At 35.1% G+C, this 21,650-nt stretch carries 17 protein-coding genes; 4 read left to right on the top strand and 13 right to left on the bottom strand.

The window, feature by feature from the left end:
• Positions 1-13 precede the first annotated feature (13 nt).
• From topA to NTU89_02690, 4 genes are all read left to right on the top strand, one after another.
• Complete coding sequence (gene topA / locus NTU89_02705; GenBank protein ID MCX5923454.1) at positions 14-2,272, top strand: type I DNA topoisomerase; 2,259 nt, start codon at positions 14-16, stop codon at positions 2,270-2,272.
• 6 nt (positions 2,273-2,278) lie between these two features.
• A complete protein-coding gene (locus tag NTU89_02700; GenBank protein ID MCX5923453.1) occupies positions 2,279-2,764 on the top strand; it encodes a topoisomerase DNA-binding C4 zinc finger domain-containing protein in 486 nt (161 codons plus the stop codon).
• 178 nt (positions 2,765-2,942) lie between these two features.
• The gene (locus NTU89_02695; GenBank protein MCX5923452.1) at positions 2,943-4,325 is read left to right on the top strand and encodes a hypothetical protein; all 1,383 of its coding nucleotides are present in this window, start codon (positions 2,943-2,945) and stop codon (positions 4,323-4,325) included.
• A 102-nt stretch (positions 4,326-4,427) separates the two neighbouring features.
• Positions 4,428-5,813 carry a hypothetical protein gene (locus tag NTU89_02690; protein MCX5923451.1) on the top strand — a complete coding sequence of 462 codons (1,386 nt, stop codon included), beginning with the start codon at positions 4,428-4,430 and terminating at the stop codon, positions 5,811-5,813.
• Positions 5,814-5,955: 142 nt separating this feature from the next.
• Here the strand turns inward: NTU89_02690 and NTU89_02685 are convergent, their stop codons facing one another.
• The 13 genes from NTU89_02685 to radA form a co-directional block, all read right to left on the bottom strand.
• Entirely contained in the window at positions 5,956-6,735 is a 780-nt protein-coding gene (locus NTU89_02685; protein ID MCX5923450.1) for a M48 family metalloprotease, read from the bottom strand.
• 209 nt (positions 6,736-6,944) lie between these two features.
• The gene (metG, locus tag NTU89_02680) at positions 6,945-8,906 is read right to left on the bottom strand and encodes a methionine--tRNA ligase (GenBank protein ID MCX5923449.1); all 1,962 of its coding nucleotides are present in this window, start codon (positions 8,904-8,906) and stop codon (positions 6,945-6,947) included.
• A 3-nt stretch (positions 8,907-8,909) separates the two neighbouring features.
• Positions 8,910-9,983 (bottom strand): extracellular solute-binding protein, encoded by a 1,074-nt coding sequence (locus NTU89_02675; protein ID MCX5923448.1) that lies wholly within the window; start codon positions 9,981-9,983, stop codon positions 8,910-8,912.
• A gap of 15 nt (positions 9,984-9,998) precedes the next feature.
• Entirely contained in the window at positions 9,999-10,778 is a 780-nt protein-coding gene (locus NTU89_02670) for an ABC transporter permease (protein MCX5923447.1), read from the bottom strand.
• 2 nt (positions 10,779-10,780) lie between these two features.
• Positions 10,781-11,635, bottom strand: coding sequence for an ABC transporter permease (locus tag NTU89_02665; protein MCX5923446.1), 855 nt, complete (start codon positions 11,633-11,635; stop codon positions 10,781-10,783).
• 20 nt (positions 11,636-11,655) lie between these two features.
• Positions 11,656-12,747, bottom strand: a complete 1,092-nt coding sequence (locus tag NTU89_02660) for an ABC transporter ATP-binding protein (protein MCX5923445.1) — start codon at positions 12,745-12,747, stop codon at positions 11,656-11,658.
• Positions 12,744-13,478: a hypothetical protein gene (locus NTU89_02655; protein ID MCX5923444.1), complete on the bottom strand. Its 735-nt coding sequence runs from the start codon at positions 13,476-13,478 to the stop codon at positions 12,744-12,746. Before NTU89_02655 ends, NTU89_02660 begins: the two co-directional genes overlap by 4 nt.
• Before the next feature lie 132 nt (positions 13,479-13,610).
• Positions 13,611-16,670: a BamA/TamA family outer membrane protein gene (locus NTU89_02650; protein ID MCX5923443.1), complete on the bottom strand. Its 3,060-nt coding sequence runs from the start codon at positions 16,668-16,670 to the stop codon at positions 13,611-13,613.
• 134 nt (positions 16,671-16,804) lie between these two features.
• On the bottom strand, positions 16,805-17,596 hold the full coding sequence (locus NTU89_02645; GenBank protein MCX5923442.1) for an ABC transporter permease: 792 nt from the start codon (positions 17,594-17,596) through the stop codon (positions 16,805-16,807).
• Positions 17,597-17,603: 7 nt separating this feature from the next.
• Positions 17,604-18,401, bottom strand: coding sequence for an ABC transporter permease (locus NTU89_02640; protein MCX5923441.1), 798 nt, complete (start codon positions 18,399-18,401; stop codon positions 17,604-17,606).
• Positions 18,402-18,428: 27 nt separating this feature from the next.
• Positions 18,429-19,211 carry a hypothetical protein gene (locus tag NTU89_02635; GenBank protein MCX5923440.1) on the bottom strand — a complete coding sequence of 261 codons (783 nt, stop codon included), beginning with the start codon at positions 19,209-19,211 and terminating at the stop codon, positions 18,429-18,431.
• Entirely contained in the window at positions 19,201-19,968 is a 768-nt protein-coding gene (locus tag NTU89_02630) for an ABC transporter ATP-binding protein (GenBank protein ID MCX5923439.1), read from the bottom strand. Before NTU89_02630 ends, NTU89_02635 begins: the two co-directional genes overlap by 11 nt.
• A 268-nt stretch (positions 19,969-20,236) precedes the next feature.
• Positions 20,237-21,604 (bottom strand): DNA repair protein RadA, encoded by a 1,368-nt coding sequence (radA, locus tag NTU89_02625; GenBank protein MCX5923438.1) that lies wholly within the window; start codon positions 21,602-21,604, stop codon positions 20,237-20,239.
• Between the last annotated feature and the right edge of the window lie 46 nt (positions 21,605-21,650).

Here is a 21,650-nt window from a genome sequence, read left to right as displayed (position 1 = left end):
TAACTAGAACGATATGAAAAAACTGCTCATTGTTGAATCTCCTGGAAAAATAAAAACTATTACTAAATTTCTTAATAATGAATTTCGTGTGATGTCCACGGTTGGACACATAAAAGACCTTCCCTCAAAAGGTCTAGGTATTACCATTGAAAGCAGTGGAATTACTTTAGAATACGAAACAATTAAAGATAAAGAAAAAGTAATAAGCGACCTTGTAAAAGCAGCTAAGGCCTCTGATGAAGTCTATCTAGCTCCTGATCCTGATCGCGAGGGAGAGATTATTGCATGGCACGTAGAACAAGAAATTAACAAATTTCTATCGCCAAGCCAAATCCATAGAATTACTTTTAACGAAATTACGAAATCGGCAATAACCGAGGCTATTAAAAATCCATCAAAAGTTGATATGCCAAAAGTTTTTGCTCAACAGGCTCGTAGAGTTTTGGATAGATGGGTTGGTTATGAAGTTTCTCCGATTTTATGGAGAAAGCTCGCAAAAGGACTATCGGCTGGTCGTGTTCAATCTGTTGCCTTGAAAATAATTTGTCAGCGCGAAAAAGAAATTAGAGCTTTTAAAACAGAAGAGTATTGGTCAATTGAAGGCGCTTTTGCCCACGGTAAAAGCATTTTTAATGCGATGCTTACTCATATTAGCAAAAAGCCTGCAGAGCTTAAAACAGAAGCTGAAACAAATAAAGTTGTTAGCGAATTAAAAAATAAAAATTATGTCATTGATAGCATTGTTGATAAAGAACGAGTTAAAAATCCAGTAGCTCCTTTTATCACAAGTAGTTTGCAGCAAGCAGCGGTAAACAAACTTGGTTTTTCAGTTAAAAAAACAATGACGATAGCGCAAAGTATGTATGAAGGTATTCCGCTTGAGGATCCAAAATCTCCAACAGCACTTATTACCTATATGAGAACCGATTCTACAAGGCTTTCTCAAACAGCAATTGATGGCGCTCGAGAATTTATTTTATCTGAGTGGGGCAAAACATATCTGCCAACTAAGCCAAATTTATATGGTAAGAAAGAAGGCGCTCAAGACGCTCACGAAGCGATTCGGCCTATTGAAATGTCATTAAAGCCTGATGACATTAAGCCATACGTTTCTGCTGAAATTTATAAATTATATCAATTAATTTGGTCGCGTGCTGTTGCGTCACAAATGAAGCCTGCTTTGTATGCACAGCGTCAAGTTGTGATTGTAGCAGATAAATATACGTTTAAAGTTACCGGTTCAACTCTGACCTTTGATGGCTTTTTGAAAGCATATCAAACTGAAGAAGAAGATGATGATAAAGTTGTCAAGTTGCCAAATGGTTTGAAGGAAAATGAACCGTTAGCGTTAGAAAAAATAGATCCAAAGCAGCATTTTACACAACCACCTGCAAAATTTTCTGAAGCAACAATTGTAAAAGAACTTGAAAAACAAGGGATTGGTAGACCAAGTACCTATGCAACAATTATAAGCACTATTCAAGCTAGAAAATATGTTGAACTTGATAAAAAACGTTTTGTGCCAACAGATCTTGGCATGAAAGTTACAGAAATGCTTGATGAAAATCTTCCAAAAATTATGGATCTTAAGTTTACGGCTCACATGGAGGAAGATCTTGATAAGATTGCAAGTGGCAATATGGAAAGAGATAAGCTTTTAAATGAATTCTGGGAATCCTTTTCCGTTGATCTAGAGAAGTTTAAAGGACAAACTAGCAAGCTTGGTAAAAAAACATTAGAAGAAACTCCTCTTGATTGTTCTTCGTGTAATGAAAAAAAATTAGTCGTTCGTCTGGGGAAAAATGGAAGCTTTCTTGGCTGTCCTGGATATCCAAAATGTACGTTTACAAGCAAGTTTGAACGTAAAGATGATGGAACAATTGTGCTTCTTGAAGATACTGATCAACCAACTCTTTTAGATGAAAAGTGTAGCAAATGCAGCAAGCCAATGCGTTTGATGAAGGGCCGCTTTGGGGAATTTGTTGCGTGCTCTGGTTATCCAGAATGTAAAAACATCAAACAAAACATTGCTTCATTTCCATGCCCGCTTTGTAGTGGATCTATCGCTGAACGCAAATGGCGTGGTGGTAAGCTATGGGGATGCCAAGGTTATCCAAAATGTAAATTTTCAATTTTTTCAGATATTGAGCAATCGCCTTGTCCAAAGTGTAACAAAAGTTTGTACATGCTTAAAAAGACTGATCGCTCTGGAAAAACAAATCTAATTTGTCCAGAGGATGGTTGCAAGCACGTTGTTGCTCAAGCAGAGTAATATTAAATGTCTATAAAAACAAACTCAAAATTTATGTGGCCACTGCTCACTGCAGTGGCTTTTATTGTCTGTGGTCTGGTATGCTGGAATGTGAGTTTTTACATTCCAAAAACGACAACTGTAGAAAAATCAGTTTCTAAGAAAAAACAGACATCGCCACTTGGTGATTGTGAAAAGTGTGGCAAATCACTGAGAAAAGTTAATGGACGATTTGGGCAGTTTGTAGGATGCAGCGGGTATCCAGAGTGTAAGTATATTCAACGTAAAAAAGCATCGTTTTGTTGTCCCGAGTGTGCTGGATCTGTTGAAGAAAGAAAGTGGAGCGGTGGAACTTTGTGGGGTTGCGGTAACTATCCAGAGTGTCGCTATGCCATATTTTCAGACATCCAAGATAGTCCATGTTTAAAGTGTGACAAAAGTCCCTATCTTTTGAAGAAAACAGATGAAAATGGGATTATTGTTCTTACGTGTCCACACGAAGAATGCAAGTGAGTAGCGGTTGTTTTGGTATAAAACTTGTACTTTCTCTATTTTTACGCTATCATATTTTGGAAATAGATCTATTCAAACAAGAGCAAATAATCAAATCTTGAGTTCAATTTCAAAAGTAAAAATAAAGTAATTTTATCAAATAAGTAAATGAGTCAAAACATCAGAAAGGCAAATTTCTATGATTACAGGTGTAGTTCAGTTCTTTTATCCAGATATTAAAAGAGAAGAAATTAAAAAATATTCTCTACTTGCAGTAGCATTTCTATTTACAATCGGTGCATATTGGTTGTTAAGACTTTTAAAAGATTTAGTTCTTTATAAATTAGCATTCCCAACATCGCTTGGTTATCATGCAGATGAAGGTCGTTTGTGGGCTCCAGTAACTAAAGCAATTTCTCCATTCGTTGTTCTTGGTGTAGTTATGATCTACACAAAACTTGTTGATATGTTCGAAAAACATAAATTGTTTTACATTATTGCAACATTTTATACAGTTTGTTTCTCTGTAATTGGTACAGTTCTGTATCTTCAAGCAACTCACGGTTCTGAGTTTGTTGGCGCAACAGCTTTAAAATACACAGGAATTTGTAACTATTTGTTAACTGAATCTCTAGGTTCTGTTTTAGTTGCTTTGTTCTGGTCTTTTACTGTTAGTATTTCAACAACAGATCAAGCAAAAAGAGCTTTTCCTTTCATTGTTGCTTTCGGACAAATTGGTTCGATCACAGGATCATCTTTAATGCTTATTAAACGTCTTCCAACATGGCCACTATTTGCAGTTGCGGTTGGTTGTTTAATTGGTCTTATTTTTGCAATCAAATATTTAATTGCAACTACTCCTGCAGATCAAATGAAATCTGACAAAGAAGAGAAAAAAACTAAACCAGATATGTTTGGTGGAATTAGACTTCTATTAACACATAAATATCTAATGGGTGTTTTGGTTGTTTCTACTTTCTATGAAATTGCTGGCGGAATTGTTGATTACCAAATGAAATCACAAGCTGCAGTTCTTTTTGATGAATCAACATTTAAATGGTTCCTTGGTATTTTTGGTGTTGCTTCAAACGGCTTAGCATTTGCTTTGGCTCTACTTGGAACAAGCGCTATCATTAAAAAATTCGGTGTTCGTATTTGTTTACAGCTATATCCTGTAAGCTTTGCAATTGGTTTAATCTCTCTTTACTTGTACTACCAAAGTGGTTACTCAAGCCCAATGACATTGTTCTGGGCTACCTTTGGAGTTATGATGATCGTTAAAGGTGTTTCATACGCTGTTAACAATCCTGTTAAAGAAATGATGTATATCCCAACAAGCAAAGATGCAAAATTCAAAGCTAAAGGTATCATTGATATGCTTGGTGGACGTTCAGCAAAAGCAACAGGCGCTCAGCTTGGTGGTATGCTTAACGTAAAAGGAAACCCTATAGCGTCAATTCAAAATTTGATGGCTTATGGTTCTTTAATCAGCCTTGGTATCATTGGTGTATGGATTCTCGCAGCGTTCTACGTTGGAAACCAAAACCAAAAACTTGTTAAAAGTGGCGAGACTATTGGATAAGATCGATAGTTTATACTTGAAACTTGATAAGTATCGAAAAACTCCGGCATATTTATGTCGGAGTTTTTCTTGTTAGGGCTTTTCTTTGAGGGGAATTAATTTATGTACTCACGTGTAATTCAGTATTTTTATCCAGATATCAAAAAAGAAGAAATTACAAAATTTAGCTTTTTGTCACTGGCTTTTATATTTACCATTGGTACATATTGGCTGATGAGACTCCTTAAAGATTTAGTTCTCTACAAGCTAGCTTTTCCAACAGAGCTTGGTTGGTCACCAGACACAGGCCGCCTGTGGATACCAGCGCTTAAAACTATTTCTCCTCTTTTTGTTTTACTTCTTGTTATGATTTATTCTAAGCTCGTTGACGTTTTTGAAAAACAAAAGCTTATGTATGTGATCGCTTCTGCATACATGATATTTTTCTCTATGATGACAGGCGTTTTATTTTGTAAACATATGTATGGTGACGAATTTCTAGGACGATCCGTGTTGGCTGTCAGCGGTATTTTAGGATATCTTTTTACAGAGAGCTTTGGATCTTTAGCGGTTGCTCTTTTTTGGTCTTTTACGATTAGTTGTTCAACTTCAGATCAAGCAAGGCGCGTCTTTCCCTTTGTGGTCGCATCGGGTCAATTTGGTGCGATTGGTGGATCAGCATTACTTTTAATTAATACAAATGTGATTTGGCCTTTTTATGCCACTGTTGTAGTTTGTCTTGGTTTATTTATCACAACGATTTATTTTTTAATGAAAACTGTTCCTGCAAAAGATATGCAAAGTGACGTTGTAGTCGAAAAGAAAAAAACGCACAATGTGCTGAGTGGTTTTAAGCTTCTGGCAACAAAGCCATATTTGATGGGAATCTTGGTTGTTTCAACTTTTTATGAAATAGCTGGAACCATTGTTGAATATCAAATGAATTCTCAAGCTTCAATTATTTTTGATCACGTTACGTTTAAATGGTTTAAAGGCGTTTATGGCGTTTCTATAAATACATTGGCTTTTTTTATGGCTCTTTTGGGTACGAGTTATGCAATTAAACGATTTGGAACAAGAATTTGTTTATTGATTTATCCAATTGCCTTTGCTGTTTCACTTATTGGATTATATATTTTTTATCGCGTTGCAAATCCATCGTCACTTCATTTATTGTGGGCAACTTTTGGTGCAATGCTTATTGTTAAAGCAACGGCATACGCTGTGAATAACCCTGTTAAAGAAATGATGTACATCCCAACGAGCAAAGATGCTAAATTTAAAACAAAAAGTATTATCGACATGTTTGGATCTAGGTCTGCAAAGATGTCTGGAGCTCAAATTGGCGGATCTTTTAACGTGATTGGCGATCCAGTTCTTTCAATTCAAAACTTGATGCTGTACGGATCACTCATTAGCCTTGGCGTTATTGGCGTGTGGATTATTGCAGCTATTTATGTTGGAACTCAAAATAACAAACTCATTGAAAACAATGAGATTGTTGAGTAGGGTTTTGATACTCTTGCCAATCTAAAGCTTGTTTTTGTTCTTATCTGTACCAAGCTGCAGATAGTTAATTTATTTTAAGATCATAAAAAAAGCCCACTCGAGCAATTGAGTGGGCTTTAATTTTATAGAAATTATGTTTTGATTACGCAGTTACGCGATCTGTTGCGTGGTAGCTTTTAGGAATTGGATGTCCAAATTTCTTTTCGTATGCTTGAGCAATTCTTTTTAACCTAAAGCCTTTAAATGAGTGCATAATCCCTGGAGCTATTCCAGCAGGAGCCATACGTTCTAAAAATTCATATCCAGCGACAACAGCTTCAGCACTTTGACAATGTTCTGTCGCATATTGATCAGCTCTATATTCTTGCCAAGCCCAATATATTATAGATGCAACAAGTGCGCTACTGACAGCAGCAAGTGTTTTTGTTTTATCAACATTCTGTAATTTTTGCAATGCGTATTGATCATTTCTGCTTATTCCAGTCATGTTTGAAAATACCAGAGCTAAAAAACTAGCAAATGCCATATTTGCAATATCGTGATTTTTAATATGACCAACTTCGTGTAAAATTATCCATTCTGTAGCTTGGGTATATAAACCATCTTTTTTATTTGCTTGATGCTCTTGCTCAAGCTTTTCTGCCCAGTAAATAGGAAAGTAAATAGATTTATATGATGCAGCTGGGCCTTCAGTATTGAAAAGGTATACGCTGGTATCTTCAAATTCATTAGGATATTTTTTATAAAGATTTTCAATATATTGCTTTGTGTAAGGATGATGTTTTTCTGAAATCTCAATATATCCCTTAATATTACGAGTAATCCAATCTCCACCTTGTTTTAACATAGTGATTGGATTTTTGATTGGACAGGTTATTTGAAAGCTAAGTAGTGCAATCAAGACAAATTTGACTGATTTCATAAGTGTACCCCCTTATGTTTATTATAGTATTTAATCTCATTAAAGCCTTTATTAAAGCTATTTTTTAAGCATATCTTAAATGCAAAATTTTGGAAATGCATGGCCAGGTATTTTGACAATATACAGAAAAACGGCACGTTTAGCTCATAGGTTTTAGATAAAAAGGCTACCCAGTTTCCTGAGTAGCCTTTTTTTAGAGTTTGATTTTTTTAAACGACTTTTGAGCCATTTTCAATGACTTTTGATGGGTTTAAAACTGCTCCATCAGAGGTGAGCATCATGCCTTCAGATGGCATCCCCATAATGTTTCTCGGCTTGAAATTAACGACAAATACGCCTTGTTTTCCAATCAAGTCTTGAGGTGAAAGAAACTTTCTCATTCCTGAAAAAATTTGTTTTTTTCCAAAACTTCCAAAATCAACTTGAAGCTTTAATAATTTGTCAGATTTTTCAACGATCTCGCACTCAAAAATAGTTCCAACGCGTAGGTCTACTTTTGCAAAATCATCAATCGAAATAAAGTTTGTTTCTTCTACCGGTGTAATAATTTGTTCTGTTGATTGGTCCATCGTTTTTTCCATTTTTTTAAAGAGGGTGTCTATTTTTTTCATAACAAGATTATCACTAAAAGAAATATCGCTTAAGCTGGGAGTTGGCTTACTGATTTCAGGATTCAAAGTATGAGTTAAGCGAGAGCTCATTGGTATGCTATATCCAATACTCGAGAGCAAGGTTTCCATTTTTTCTGGCATGATTGGCCAAAGCATTATGCCAATTGCTCTAAGGCTGTACACCGTTGCCGCAATAGTTTCTTGAAACTTTTCTTTGTTGCTTGCTGCTTGTTTCCATGGCTCATTTGCATGAAAGTATGCGTTTGTAATGTTAATGTATTCCCAGATGTTATTTATTGCGCGGTAAAAAAACCCTTGCTCAATCATATCAAGGCTATCTTTAATCATCAAATGACATTTCTCTTGAAGCTTTTTAGTCTCATCTGACCATGTAGATGGTGCTTGAATAGACAGATAATCATATTTTTGACAAAGAGTAGAACAGCGATTTAATAAATTACCTAAATCATCAGCCAATTCAGAATTAATACTTTGCTCAATATCTGCGATGCTAAATTGACTATCTTGAGTTATTGCCATTTTGCGCATTAAATAATAACGAATTTCGTCCACGCCATATTTGTCTGCAAGCGACTTTGGATCAATAGCATTACCCAAAGATTTAGACATTTTTTGGTCGCCCATCTTAATCCATCCATGAACTAAAAGCTTTTTGGGTTGTGCAAGTTCAGATGCCATCAAAAATGCAGGCCAATAAACTGCATGAAATCTTACAATGTCTTTACCCAAGACTTGCAGGTCAGCTGGCCACCAGGCATGTAGTTCTTTTTCTCCATTTGCAGAGCCATATCCAACTGCAGAGATGTAATTATTTAAAGCGTCGGCCCACACGTAGGTAACGTGCTTGCTGTCGCCAGGGAAAGGAATTCCCCATGAAATAGTAGAGCGAGAAATGCTTAAATCTTTTAAGCCGCCTTTTACAAAAGATATAACTTCTTGTGCTCTTTCTTTGGGTGAAATAAAGTCAGGATGTTTTTCAAAAAAACTTAATAATTTATCTTGGTACGCAGACAGTCTAAAGAAATAACATTCTTCTGATATTTCATTGGTTGGACGAAGGCAAGACGGACAGCTGATTTCAGCATTGGCTTCTTTGCTGTTAGCTTTATCATCTTCGCTTTGATCTTTTTGCGTGACAAATGTTTCACACGGAGTGCAATACCAGCCAGTGTAGGTATCTTTGTAAATATCTTTTTGAGCAATCAGTCGAGAGATCCAAGTTTGCACAGCTTCTTGGTGATACTTGTCCGTAGTTCGTATAAATTTTGAATAATCAATATTATAAAGTTTCCACATTGATGAGTATGAATCAACAAATCCATCTACAAAGTCCTGTGGGTGTTTATTAACTTTTTTTGCGGCTTCAGCTATTTTTTGTCCGTGTTCATCAGTGCCAACCAGGAAGAAAACATTTTTACCCATCATTGAGTGATAACGAGCAGCCACATCTGCCAGAAGTGTTGAATATAATGATCCTAGGTGTGGAGCAGCCGTAACGTAGTAAATAGGGGTTGTTACATAGAACTTATTTTTATTCATGTTTTATGCAGCCTTAAATTTAATCCAAAAATCATTTATTTCTTTTTGGGATAGTCCATGCCTGAAGACAATTAATTTTTTAAACTCATCACTTCCTGGGTATAAATTATCTACCCCTATGTATTTTTGATCCATAGAAGCAAAAACATCTTTTGTTGTAGGAAGGATACAAAATTTTTGACAGTGATAGCTTAAGACTTCTTTAGAGAAAAGGTAGTTTAGGAATTCGTATGCAAAATCTTCTTTTTTGGTACTTTCGCTAATGACTATGCTATCAGTTCTGAGCATTGACCCAGATGGAATCAGCGCAAACTTAATAAAATCATGCTTAAGCATTTCTCGGCATACTATTTCTCGATCAGAGACAACTACTGCGCAGGTATCAGAAGCTAAAAAATAACCTTGTTGAGAGTCTGTGTATGAGCCAACCCATGCTTTTTGCATGCATAAAAGATCGTAGATTTTTTCTAAATTATATTTTGAAAAATTATCGATGGGCATATTTAAATAGCTAGCGGCTAAAAATATTGCTTCGCGGGCATCTTCTGACATGCCAATTTCGCCACCAATTACTGATTTCTGATCAAAAATCATATTGAGCGAAACATCTTTGTCACCAACGACATTTTTATTGTAACCAATTCCAAAAACATCCCAGTACATAGGAAGTGAATAAGTGTTTGATGGATCAAAATAGATATTTAAAAATTCAGGATAGATATTCTGTATGAATTCGCATTTGGATAAATCTAATTTTTTAAGGAGTCCTGCTTTAATCATTGGTTCAATAATATATCCAGAGGGAAGCATGATATCACAGTCTACCGGTGACATCATTTCAAGCTTGGTTAGAAGCTCTTCGCTGCTTTCATAATATTTTAAATAAACCTTAATGCCTGTTTTCTTTTCAAAGTCTTTTAAAATAGATTCATCAATTCTATGTGCCCATGTATAAACTTTTAAGGATTTTTCTTGAAAGTCTGTAAGTTTTAAAAAGTATGGCAGCATAAGAAATGCATAAATAGTGCCAATCCAAAAACAAATCGCTAATAATCGAAATAAATATTTTAAAAACATGTTGTCTAAATCCTTTTAATCTCGAAATAAATTTCTTTGAAACATCATCATAATAAGCAACATGAAACAACTGCCTATTAAAAGCAGTGTAGAAAGAGCATTAACGATTGGTGAAATCCCAGAGCGAATCATGGAAAAAATATAAAGCGAAAGAGTTTGAACTGATGATCCAGAGCAGAAAAAAGATATGAGGAAATCATCAAATGAAATAATTATTGAAAGCAAAAAAGCTACTAATATTGCTGGATATAAAAAAGGAACAATCACATGAAAAAAAGTGTATTGCATTGAAGCGCCAAGATCTAAAGAAGCTTCAATTAAACTTTTATCTAATTCATCATATCTACCTTTGATTATCGGCATTGCAAAGCCAAGCCCTAAAAGTGTATGTCCTGCGATAAGTGTGGTGAGCCCAAGTGGAATAAATAAACATGAAAAAAGGGCAAGCATGCCAACCGCCAAAACAATATCTGGAATTAAAGCGTTAGCATAAAATAAAGGCACAAGATTTTGTTTATAGTGACGAAGTCCATGCACAAGTAAAAGAGACATGGTTACACTTAAAAAAGAAGAGGTGCAAGCAACAATAATAGAGTTCAGAAATGCTCGCCATATTTCTTCTGAGTGAAATAAGTCTTGGTACCAGTGCAAAGAAAAACCAGTCCATGCATCTGGAAATCCGCCTTGGTTAAATGAATATAAAACTAAAACAACGATGGGAACATATAGAAAAATATAAATGCATGCAACAAACACAGCAAGGGCAGATCTAGAAAAATTGATAAATTTAAACATGCCTATACCCTTTGTAATCGATTAACTAATTTATGCAGCGCAACTTGGTATAACAAAATTGAAATAATAAACGTTGCAGAACTCAGACAGGTGAATGCGGCTCCAACGTGCCAATCTTTTCCAATAAAAAAATATTCAGAAATCAGCGTTCCAACGAAATATTTTTTTTGTCCTGCAATAAGGGATGGGATAACGTATTCTCCAAAAGAAGTAACATAGACCAAAAAGAATCCAGTTTTTATTCCCTGAATGGTTAATGGAACAATAACTCTACAAAGTGTTTGAAAGTATGATGCGCCAAGGTCTAAAGAAGATTCAACCAGTCGGATGTTGATTTTTTCAAGGCTAGAATAAAGAGGCATAATCATAAATGGTAAATAAACATGGAACATAACCAGGTACATAGCAAATTGATTGTTTAATAGGTGCCCAAAATCAAAGCCCAAAAGTGATAAGAATTTATTTAATACGCCATGTTTTTCTAAAATAAAAAACCAAGCATACACTTGAACTAAAAGATTGGTTAAGAAAGGCAGAACAATTAAAAACATCAGCTTTGATTTCATGCGAGCTGGAGCGCAAAGGGCAACATAATATGCAACAGGATATCCGATAAATAAACAACATGTTGCAGTAATGCTTGCAAGAAGCAAAGACCTAAATATTACAAAAAAATGAGAAATTTTAATTACTTCTAAAAAGTATTCCATCGTCGCATGTTGAAATAAATTAGTACACATACTCAGCTGGATGACAAACAAGAGCGGCAATAAGAAAAAACATATTTGCCAAGCAAGCGCTGGCGCCATAAAAAAGAATGATTTTTCACTCTTACTTATTTTTTTAAAGATTTTCATTTTGTGCCCCTTTGGTTTTTTTATTTCTTGAGCAAGAGAACGTTGTCTTTTTGCCAATATAAATAAACATGATCGTCGTAATCGATGATTTCTCTTGCAAAATGCTCTTCATTTTGTTCAAAAACTTGCAGCATGTAACCATTTTGCAACCGAACGTTGTATTGAGTAAATCTACCTTGATAAACAATTGAATGTACGATGCCAGATAAATTGTTAGAGAATCCTTCAAGACTTGATTTGCTAATCAAGATTTTTTCAGGACGAACACCGATACATGCATCATCACCAATATTGAAATCTTCTATGTTGTCAGGCATTTTGATCGCAATACAAATCATTTTGTCTACGTCCAAATACCATTGCTCCCCATGCTTTAAAAGCACTCCTTGAATGATATTTGTTGTCCCTACAAAGTTTGCAACGAAAACTGATTTTGGATGCTCGTAAATTTCTTTTGGAGTTCCAACCTGATCAATTTTTCCATTTTGATTCATGACCGCCATCTGATCAGCAACGGTTAATGCTTCTGTTTGATCATGAGTAATATAAACAAATGTGGTACCTAGATGATCTTGAAGCTCAATGAGTTCAAGTAAAACTTTTTCACGTAGTCGTAAATCGAGCGCAGCGAGAGGTTCGTCAAATAATAAAACCTCAGGCTCATTAATTACCGCACGAGCGATAGCAACTCGTTGTTGTTGCCCACCAGAAAGTTGACCAATCTGTTTGTATAAGTGTGGCTCAAGGTGAAACATGCGAATTACTTTTTCAACTTTTTGCAAAATTGAGTCAGCTGATAAATTTCTTACTCGTAAACTGTACGCAATGTTGTCGAAAACATTTAAATGTGGAAATAAAGCGTAACTTTGAAAAACAGTGTTTACGCTGCGTTTGTTAACAGGAACATTAGTAATGTCATGATCGCCTAAAAAAACAGATCCGGAATCAGGAATCTCAAGTCCTGCAATCATTCGTAAAATGGTTGTTTTGCCACAACCACTTGGTCCAATGAGTGCAAAGAATTTACCGCCTGGAATTTTTAAATTTATATTATCTAGAATTATCTCAGAGCCAAAAGACTTGGTAATTCCTTGTAGGACTATACCTTTCATCGACTTTTCACCATTCGTGCCCAGATAATTGGAACCACCACATCAGAAAGTGTGCATGGAATCACAATCGCTACAAGCATTAACATAAAAAACATACCAAAATATGCATGAAAATCTGACAATCCGTGACCAATAGAATAAAAAATTGCAGCCATTGCGCTAATAAAAGTGTGAAAGAAATGCAAAGAAAGTGAATGATTATCAGTATGCTCTTCTTTGCCTCGTGAAATAATTAAGCCATTGATAACACCAACAAATAAAAATGGTAAAATGTTAGCAAGCTCTGATTTAAAGCAAATGTGAAGTTCCATAGAAACGCCAAGTAAAGTACCAGCAAAGTATGGAAGTAAAATATCAGAAAGAGTACAAAAAATCGTTGAAGAAACAATGCCGACCATAACCCCAGCCATAATGTTTTTAGAATATCTATAAAAAGTTACCATAGCGCCACTTGCTGCAAATAAAATATGCGTAAAGTGAAAGCTATGAAATAAAATATCCATGCCAGAATGCATGCCACAGGGACCAGAATGATCATGTACGTGCGCGGTAGCTTCTACCATGTTTGCAGTGAAAAACACATGGATCATGCTTAGAAGCATAAGGGCACAGGCAACAGATAAAGTACCATATGGAAGATGGTGCATCAATTCATGAGAAAATATGTCCCATATCGATTTTCTTGAGATGTGCTGCTCGTCCAAGCAGCTGTTATTAACTTCTAAAGACATTGAATGTTCCCCATAAAAAAAGATTAAATTCCTATTTTTTTTAGTATAACAACAAGATAGTTTTTTGCTATAAAATATCATCCTCAAAAAAGCTCTATTTTAAGGCAAAAAATTATCAGTTTATGGCTTGCCTTAAAATGCCTGCCCTAGGGTGAGATACCATACACACCATGACTCAAAATCTTGATACTGTTTCTTCCATTTAAAAGAGCAATCAAATCTAAGTGGCCCAATGGGAGTATCGTATCGAATTCCAAAGCCAGATCCTGCAAAAAAATTATCGGACTTGTTTTTTAATTCATGAAAGACACTATTTTTAAAAAGCGCTCCACTATCTATAAAAACTGCTCCACCTAAATTTTTATAAATTGGCATACGCATTTCAATATTAAAGTTAATCATAGTTCTTCCGCCTTGAGGGGCGTAACGCCATAAATTGTCTGCTTGTGGTGGAAGTCCTGCGTGTTGATCATAAATTGGCTCAGTAAGGCGACCAAGCGGAGGGCAGTAGTCTCGCTGGTATGCGCGAAGAGATGATGCTCCGCCTAAATAAAATCTTTCTATGGGAATGAGCTGATTGAATTTTCGATTAAAGACGTGGCCGCCTCTGAGTCGTAGCGCTAATGTCGCTGAGTTTAAAATAGAAATATACTCTGAGTGTTCAATAAGCAGTTTTAAAAAGCTTGTTTTGCTGTTGAGGTCAAACATTCCTTTGCAAGAGATAAAAGATAAGTGGCCACGGTTTGGGTTTAAAAGATTATCTACTTTTTGCCAAATTACGTTGGGTTCAAAAAATAAATATGATGGTTTTTTTCCCAGAAGAGTCGGATCGTAGTCGATAATACTTCCAAGCATGTGCTGATCAGCTTGCTTTATTCCCATAAATTCACATCCGGTAGATCCACTTACGGTTACTGATGGAAAGACATGGCTCATGTTCCATAAAAATCCTTGTTGTGTTGCCGTGTACAAAGAATTTTTACTACCAATATAAACTGGTTGCTCATAAAGCGAGTCATACACCTTAAATTGACAACGAATTCTTTTGCCAAAAAGCCATGGAAATTCGTAACAGGCAGCAATGTTTCGATAGAATTTGGTCACGTCAGCCTCTACAAATCCTTGATCTGCGATGTTAAAAAGATTTTTAAGGTAGAGGCTTGCACCAACTTTGTATGTAAATCCTCGTCTAAGCTGCAGGTTGTTACCAACTTGTTGTAGTCCAAATCGAGTTCTTACTTCATATCTGTCAGCATGTATTAATTTCATAAATATTGGTTTGTATAAAAGATTGTCTGTGTCTTTGCTTGGATATATTTGAACAGACTGAAATATGTTTAATTCTTTTATGTTTTTTAGGGTTTGCTGAATTTTTTGCTTATCCCAATTCTCACCATATTTGTATGCGACTTCTTTCATGACAGAGCTGTATGGAACCAAATTGTTGCCAAGGATAATGGTTTTTCCAAATTTAACCTCAGATTCATGAAGGGAAATATTCCATGTAACATCTATAATTTGCACATTGTCAGATATTTTTTTTTGTAAGTTTTTTGAGGAATCTTGGTTTTCGTGTAGTTGAAAGTCAATTGATATTTTTTGATACCCTTGATTTCTTAAGTATCTGTTTATCCATTGTTTTTGCTCTTGCAGCAAAGAGTTGTCAAATCCTTGTAGTGATTGATTCTTATAAAATAAATTAAATTGTTCTTGGATATTTGCATGCTGCAAAATAGTAGAACTGCCCATAATTCTTTTGCGTCCGAGCTCAATATTTAAAACTAGCTGGCAGTGGTTATATTTATCTTCTTTTGTTTTTACAAACTGTTCTTTGGTTATTTTTGCATCCCAAAAACCAGATTGCCGATATGCTTTTATGAGCTGATCTATTGATTTCTTTAAAAGATCTTTGTCGAAAAACTTTGATTTTAATAATTGGGAAAAATTAGATTTTATAAGTCTTGGCTCGTGTAGTATGTCGCTGTCTAAAGTTTCATGATCTAATGCTTTATTTTCTAAAGATCTTTGGTCATTTATTTTTATGCTAGAGATAATGGTTCTTTTACCTTCTTTTATAAGGCAATAAACTTTATTTTTTTCTTCTCGAACACTAATCTTTACTGACCAAAATCCTTTGCTTTTATACATCTGCTCAATTTCATCAATGATAACAGAGCTTGGAAAGTGCCATGCTGATTTTCCATATAATAATAAATGATTCATTAGTTCCTGGTGGTTAAAAAAAACATTCCCTAAAAAAGAAAATTCTTTTTTTCGATCAATTATTATTTTTATATCAAGATCTATTGTTTTGCTTTCTAGTTGCACAATTTCTTCAATCTCAACATTAAATACAATAAATCCTTTTTGTTCTAAGAGGGATTTGATTTTATGTCGCATGCTTTTTATAAGCTCTTGTCCATAATGCTTTGCTTGAGCTTTTTGAGAGCAAAGCTCAACTGTTTTTTGACATATTTTTTGAGCATCTAATTTTGAAATATGATGAGAGTCTTGAACCATGCAGTTAATTTTGTTAATGGTAAATCGCTTTCCTTTTTTTAATAAAAGCTGCACAAAAACCGAGGAGTTTTCTTTGTTGTAAGTGATTTTATCGAGAAGTTGAGCGCTAAAGTAACCATTTGTTTGTAGTGTTTTATGTATATTTTGTAATGAGTGTTGATGCTTTTGCTCATCGAAAATGTCACCAATCTCGATTAAATAAGCATTTTTATAATGCTCTTTGCTGCGAAGAGGGCCAGATATAGTCAGTTGCGAAAACAGATAATGCTTTTCAAGAAAAAATTCGAAAGAATATGCTGGAGCTTGATCTATCTTTTTATGTTGAAAAATCTTTAAAATAATTTTTTTAAAAACTCCCATTTGCTTAAGATAAAAGACGGCGCACTCAAGATCTTTTTTTGTTGTAAGTTTGTTGCTACGCAATCCTGTGATGCTTAAGAGTTCTTCTTGGTCGTGCCCAGGATCAATAAAATAGTCTATTGATTCAATCAGTAATTTATCTGGAATAAAAGTGTCAATCTCTTTTTGGCAATGAGTGCCTAGTGCGTCAATGGCACAAAGTAAAATTTTTTGGCTTGCTTCAGGCTGCGATGCTTGAGCTGCAAAAAAAGAAAAAAAAGTTATAGATAAAAGAATGTTGCGCACAAAAAATGATTCCAGGTCGTAAAACATGTGAGTTGTTAGCTATAAGAATATCATTTTTTTTTAACATCTGAAAAATAATTTTGCGTAGGCTTGTTTTACAAAAAAGTAAAATAAACCTACGCGCTATATTCAAATAGAAGATTTTTTATATTGATTTGGATTTATAAACAATCAAGTCTTTTTCTGAGTTTAGAAATTCCTAGATAGCCAGATACGATTGTAAAAAACATGAGCGCTGCAATGCAATTCCAGTAAGGAAGTGAGTCGGCAGGGTTTAAAGCTGCAGCTCTTCCACCTTCAAGAGCATAAGTTAAAGGATTTAATAAATTTAAATATGCCAGCGTTGGTGAAGTTTCATATAAGTTTTTCCATGAAAATTGAAATCCAGCCAGGAACCAAAGTGGAAAAATAATGCGTTGCCACATGTTTGATATTTTAAATAAATTATGAATTCTGCTCGCTAAAAGAAGTGAGAAAAATCCAGAAAACAGACAAACGAGTGATATTAAAAAATAGAGTTTGAAAAATGAAAAATATTGAAAGGAAAATGATTTCCAGAGTGCTAATTTTCCCATTGGAATTATGAGCATTGTCGTTATAAATCCTTGGTATGCGTTAGCCAAGGCATATTTCACAAAAACCATCGACTGTCTTACCGGTAAGCTTAATTCATAATGTAAATTGCTGCCAGGGTCGCACATATCAGAAACTAGTAAAATAACATTGTGAACAGGGATCATAAATCCTTGAATCGAGGCGATGCTAATTAAAATAAATGGACCATAATCAACAAGGCCGCGAGTTGGCATGATATATGCAAATACGGCTATGTTAATGCCACCCCACAGCAGGCCGTTGATAATTTGATCATTTAATCGTGGTTTAAAAGTGTAAAAGTTACTGACAAGTAGTTGCCAGAAGGTTTTAAGTTGGGCATTGTCAATTGAAAACATAAAATTCCTATAAACAATCAAGTCGTTTTTTTAGATTGGAAATTCCAAGATATCCAAAAAGAGTTGTAAATATTAATAATGCAAAAATGCATGGCCAGTATGGAAGTGACTGTGCAGGATCAAGAGCTGCAGCTCGACCACCTTCAAGTGCATATGTGAGTGGATTGAGTAGACCTATGTATGCCAAGACTGGGGAAACTTCATGTAGTGTGTACCATGAAAATTGAAATCCTCCCAAAAACCACATAGGAAAAATTATTCTTGTCCACATGTTATCAAGTCCTGAGTACATATCTTTTGTAATGCTTACGACAAAGATTGAGAAAAAACCGCTAAACAAAGAAACCATCAGCAGTAGAAAATAGTATTTCAGAAATGAAAAGTGGGCTAATGAAAAATTATTCCATAAAACTAATTTTCCAATTGGTAAAATTAAAATAGCAGAACAGATAGCTTGGTACGCGTTTTCCATAGCATATCGTACAAAAATCAACCATTGGTTAATCGGTAGTGTGAGTTCGTACTGTAGGTTGCTTCCGTCGCTAGAAATATCTGTAAGCAAAACATATGTCGCGCTAATTGATACAAAAAAAGCACAAGAAATTGGCATAGTTGCCGCAATAAAAGCGCCATAGTTACTGCTTACTCCAATAGCAGGCATGATAAAAGTAAATACGATAATGTTTAGCATTGACCAAACAAGGTTATTAATTATTTTATCTTTCAGCCCTGGAGACGTAACCTTAACGCTTCTTAAAAAAAGTTGCCAAAGTGTACGCGACTGCAAAGAAAAGTAATGTGTCATAAAAATCCTTAGATGATAGTTGTGATTTTAAACACAATCTAATCGTTTTTTAAAATTGTAAACTCCTGCGTACGCAAACGCGAAGATAAAAAATATTGTCATAAGTGTGCATATTGGATAGGAAATAAGCGGTTGATCATGAATGATAGTAGATCGCATTCCTTCCATAATGTACGTAATTGGATTGAGTAGGTTTATGTATGCAAGCGTAGGGTTTGCATTATAAAGCATGTGCCAACTAAATTGATAACAACCTAAAAACCACATAGGAAAAATTATTCTTAGTTTTATTGTTGTCAGGTATTCTAAGTTCGGCATAATGCTTGCTAAAAACAATCCTAAAAATCCAAAAAAGAGATGCGCGAGCACATAGCTAAGCAGCAGTGGACCATATGAAATATCGCTTAGTGAAATAAAATTCCACAAAACTAATTTTCCTACAGGAATTAAGGGTAAAGTTGATACAAATGATTTGTATGCATCAATTAGACCAATTCGTATAAAAATCCAGCTGGTTGGCACGGGTAGCGAAAGATAATAACCCAGTGAGTTAACGCCTTGAATATCACTCATAAGAATTGAAACGTTTGTTCCAACTTCAAACATGCCCCATGCTGCAATATTGCCAATCATAATAAATTTACCAAAAGCAGGACTGATTCCAAATTGTGGCAAAATATATTGAGATACATAAATAGTTGCCCCAGACCAAATGCACGCATCAATAAATCGACTGATGATATGTTTTTTAAAAACACAGGCGTCGCGCATTAAAATACTAGTTATTGTTTGTATTTGTTTATAATCCATGCTCTTTTCCCTCATCGGATTCTTGCATGAGTTTGATAAAGACATCTTCAAGATTTTCTTTGCTGTAATCTTTTTTAAGATTGTCAGGAGTGTCAATTAATTTGATAACTCCTTGATCAAGGATACAAACTCTGTCTGAAAGTACTTCTGCCTCTTCAATATAGTGAGTGGTAAGAAGAATCGTTACCCCATCATTTTTGAGTTGTTTGATAATGTCCCACAAGTTTCTTCTGATGTGTGGATCAAGAGCGACTGTTGGCTCATCAAGGATGACAATTTTTGGACTATGCATGAGTGTTCGTGCAAGTAAAAATCTTTGTTTGTAACCACCAGAAAGCATAGAGCCTTTTGCATCAGCATATTTAGTTAATTGAAATTGCTCCATAAGCTCTTTGCTGCGCTTTTCGATTACGTCTGGTGATAAATTAAAATAACGCCCTGCAAAAATTAAATTTTCTTTAATCGTGAGCATGGCGTCAATGTTTGGCTTTTGTGGACAAAAACCCATGATGCGACGGAATGAAATAATGTCTTTGTAGATTGAAACGCCGTTGTGCAAAATGTCGCCTGAGCTGGCAGGATGCAGCGTTGCAATGATTGATGAAAGAGTGGTTTTACCAGCACCGTTTACACCTAAAAGGCTTAATATTTCGCCTTGATAAATGTCTAGGTTAACTCCACTAAGAGCTGTGATAGCTGGTGTCCCTGTGTACGTTTTTGTTACGTTTTGAACTGAAAGTAAAAGTTGCTTGTTCATAAAAAAATACTCCTTGATTTTGTACAACCTTATATGACTTTATGCATTAAATGCAAGTATTGTCATAAATCGGTGAGCAAAATCATTATTGAATCGTAAAATATAGTAAAAATTTGTTTTCGTTATTGATTAATTTGGACTGCTTGATTTACCGAGCGGGGCAAATAAATGAATTTTTCATGGTCGTAATTCCTTCTTTAGATGGAAGGTTAAAGATATAGACGTTAAGGCATTATACTTTTGGGGCTTTTATTTGTCAAACAGCGATTTAATCTAAGATTTGCTCTGATGGGAAAAATAATAAAAGTTCATGAACGCTTGAAATTCGTTTGAGTGAAGGCAAATCCTGTTTTTGCATAACTTGATCTTTAGCAATAATCATATTTGAAAATCCAAAAGTTTTGCATTCTTTTGCATGGATGTCGATATTGTAAATTGGTTTGATTTGACCAGTTAAACTAAGCTCAGCAAGGGCAATTGTTTTTGCCGCAAGTGGTTGTTGAAAATAGCTAGAAAGAAGTGCAAGCGCAATTCCAAGGTCACAGGTTTGATCTTTGGTTCGAAGTCCTCCGCTAATTTTGAAAAAGATATCATGCTTGCTGAGTGGAATATGCAAATATTTTTCTAAAATGGCAGCAATTAAAACTACGTGTTTGTGGTCAATTCCGGTAATAATTCGCTGTGGAATTCCAAACTTAACTGGAACGGTGAGCGCTTGAAGCTCTAAAAATATTGGCCTTGTTCCCTCAAGAGAGCTGACAAGGGTAGAGCCTGGAGCATTTTTTGTTTGCTCTAATAAATGTTGATTGATGTTGTGAACTTCTTGAAGTCCATCACCTTTCATATGAAAAAATCCAATTTCGTTAATGGATCCAAAGCGGTTTTTAATAGATCTGAGTGTTCTAGTTTGCCACTGATCTTCTTTTTGCAGGTAAAATACTGCGTCAACCATATGCTCTAAAAGTTTTGGCCCAGCAATTGTTCCTTCTTTGGTGATATGACCGGTTGCAATGATTGCGATGTTGTTTTCTTTTGCAAGTTTCATGAGTCGAAATGCGGATTCTTTTAATTGAGAAATGGTCCCTGGAAGGGCGTTCGTCTCTTCATTGAGCACATTTTGGATAGAGTCGATAATGACAAGGTTGGGCTTTTTTTGTGTGCAAATTTCAATAATTGATTGCAGTGAAGATTGATCAGAAAATAAAAGATTGTCGGGTGTTGTTTTTTGAATTCGCTGAAAACGTAATTTCACTTGTGGCAATGATTCTTCTGATGAAAAATAAATGATTTGATACTTTGATTCAAGCTGTGTAGAAATTTGCAAAAGTAATGTTGATTTTCCAATTCCTGGGTCACCAGAAACTAAGATAAATGATCCTGGAACTATGCCGCCGCCTGCAACTCGATCCCATTCTGAGCATTGTGATACGATGCGCGCTTGTTGCTCAAGTTTTATATCCTCAAGCTTGAACAAATGCTTGTCAGGTGATATTGAGGACTTGTGTTTCTTTTCTGTTTTTACCGTTGAAATCTCGTCAAGGCTGTTCCAGGCTTTACACTCTGGACAACAACCGATCCATTTTACGGTTTGATAAGAACATTGAAGACATTCGAAATAACTTTGTATTTTACTCATGCAAAAAGTATATCATTTTTTTGCTTTTGCACACATTGTTTTTCCT

It is taken from the genome of Candidatus Dependentiae bacterium (assembly GCA_026389065.1).
GTDB lineage: Bacteria > Babelota > Babeliae > Babelales > Chromulinivoraceae > JACPFN01.
The sequence above is the reverse complement of the archived record's forward strand: the minus strand, read 5'-3'. Positions and strand labels throughout refer to the sequence as shown.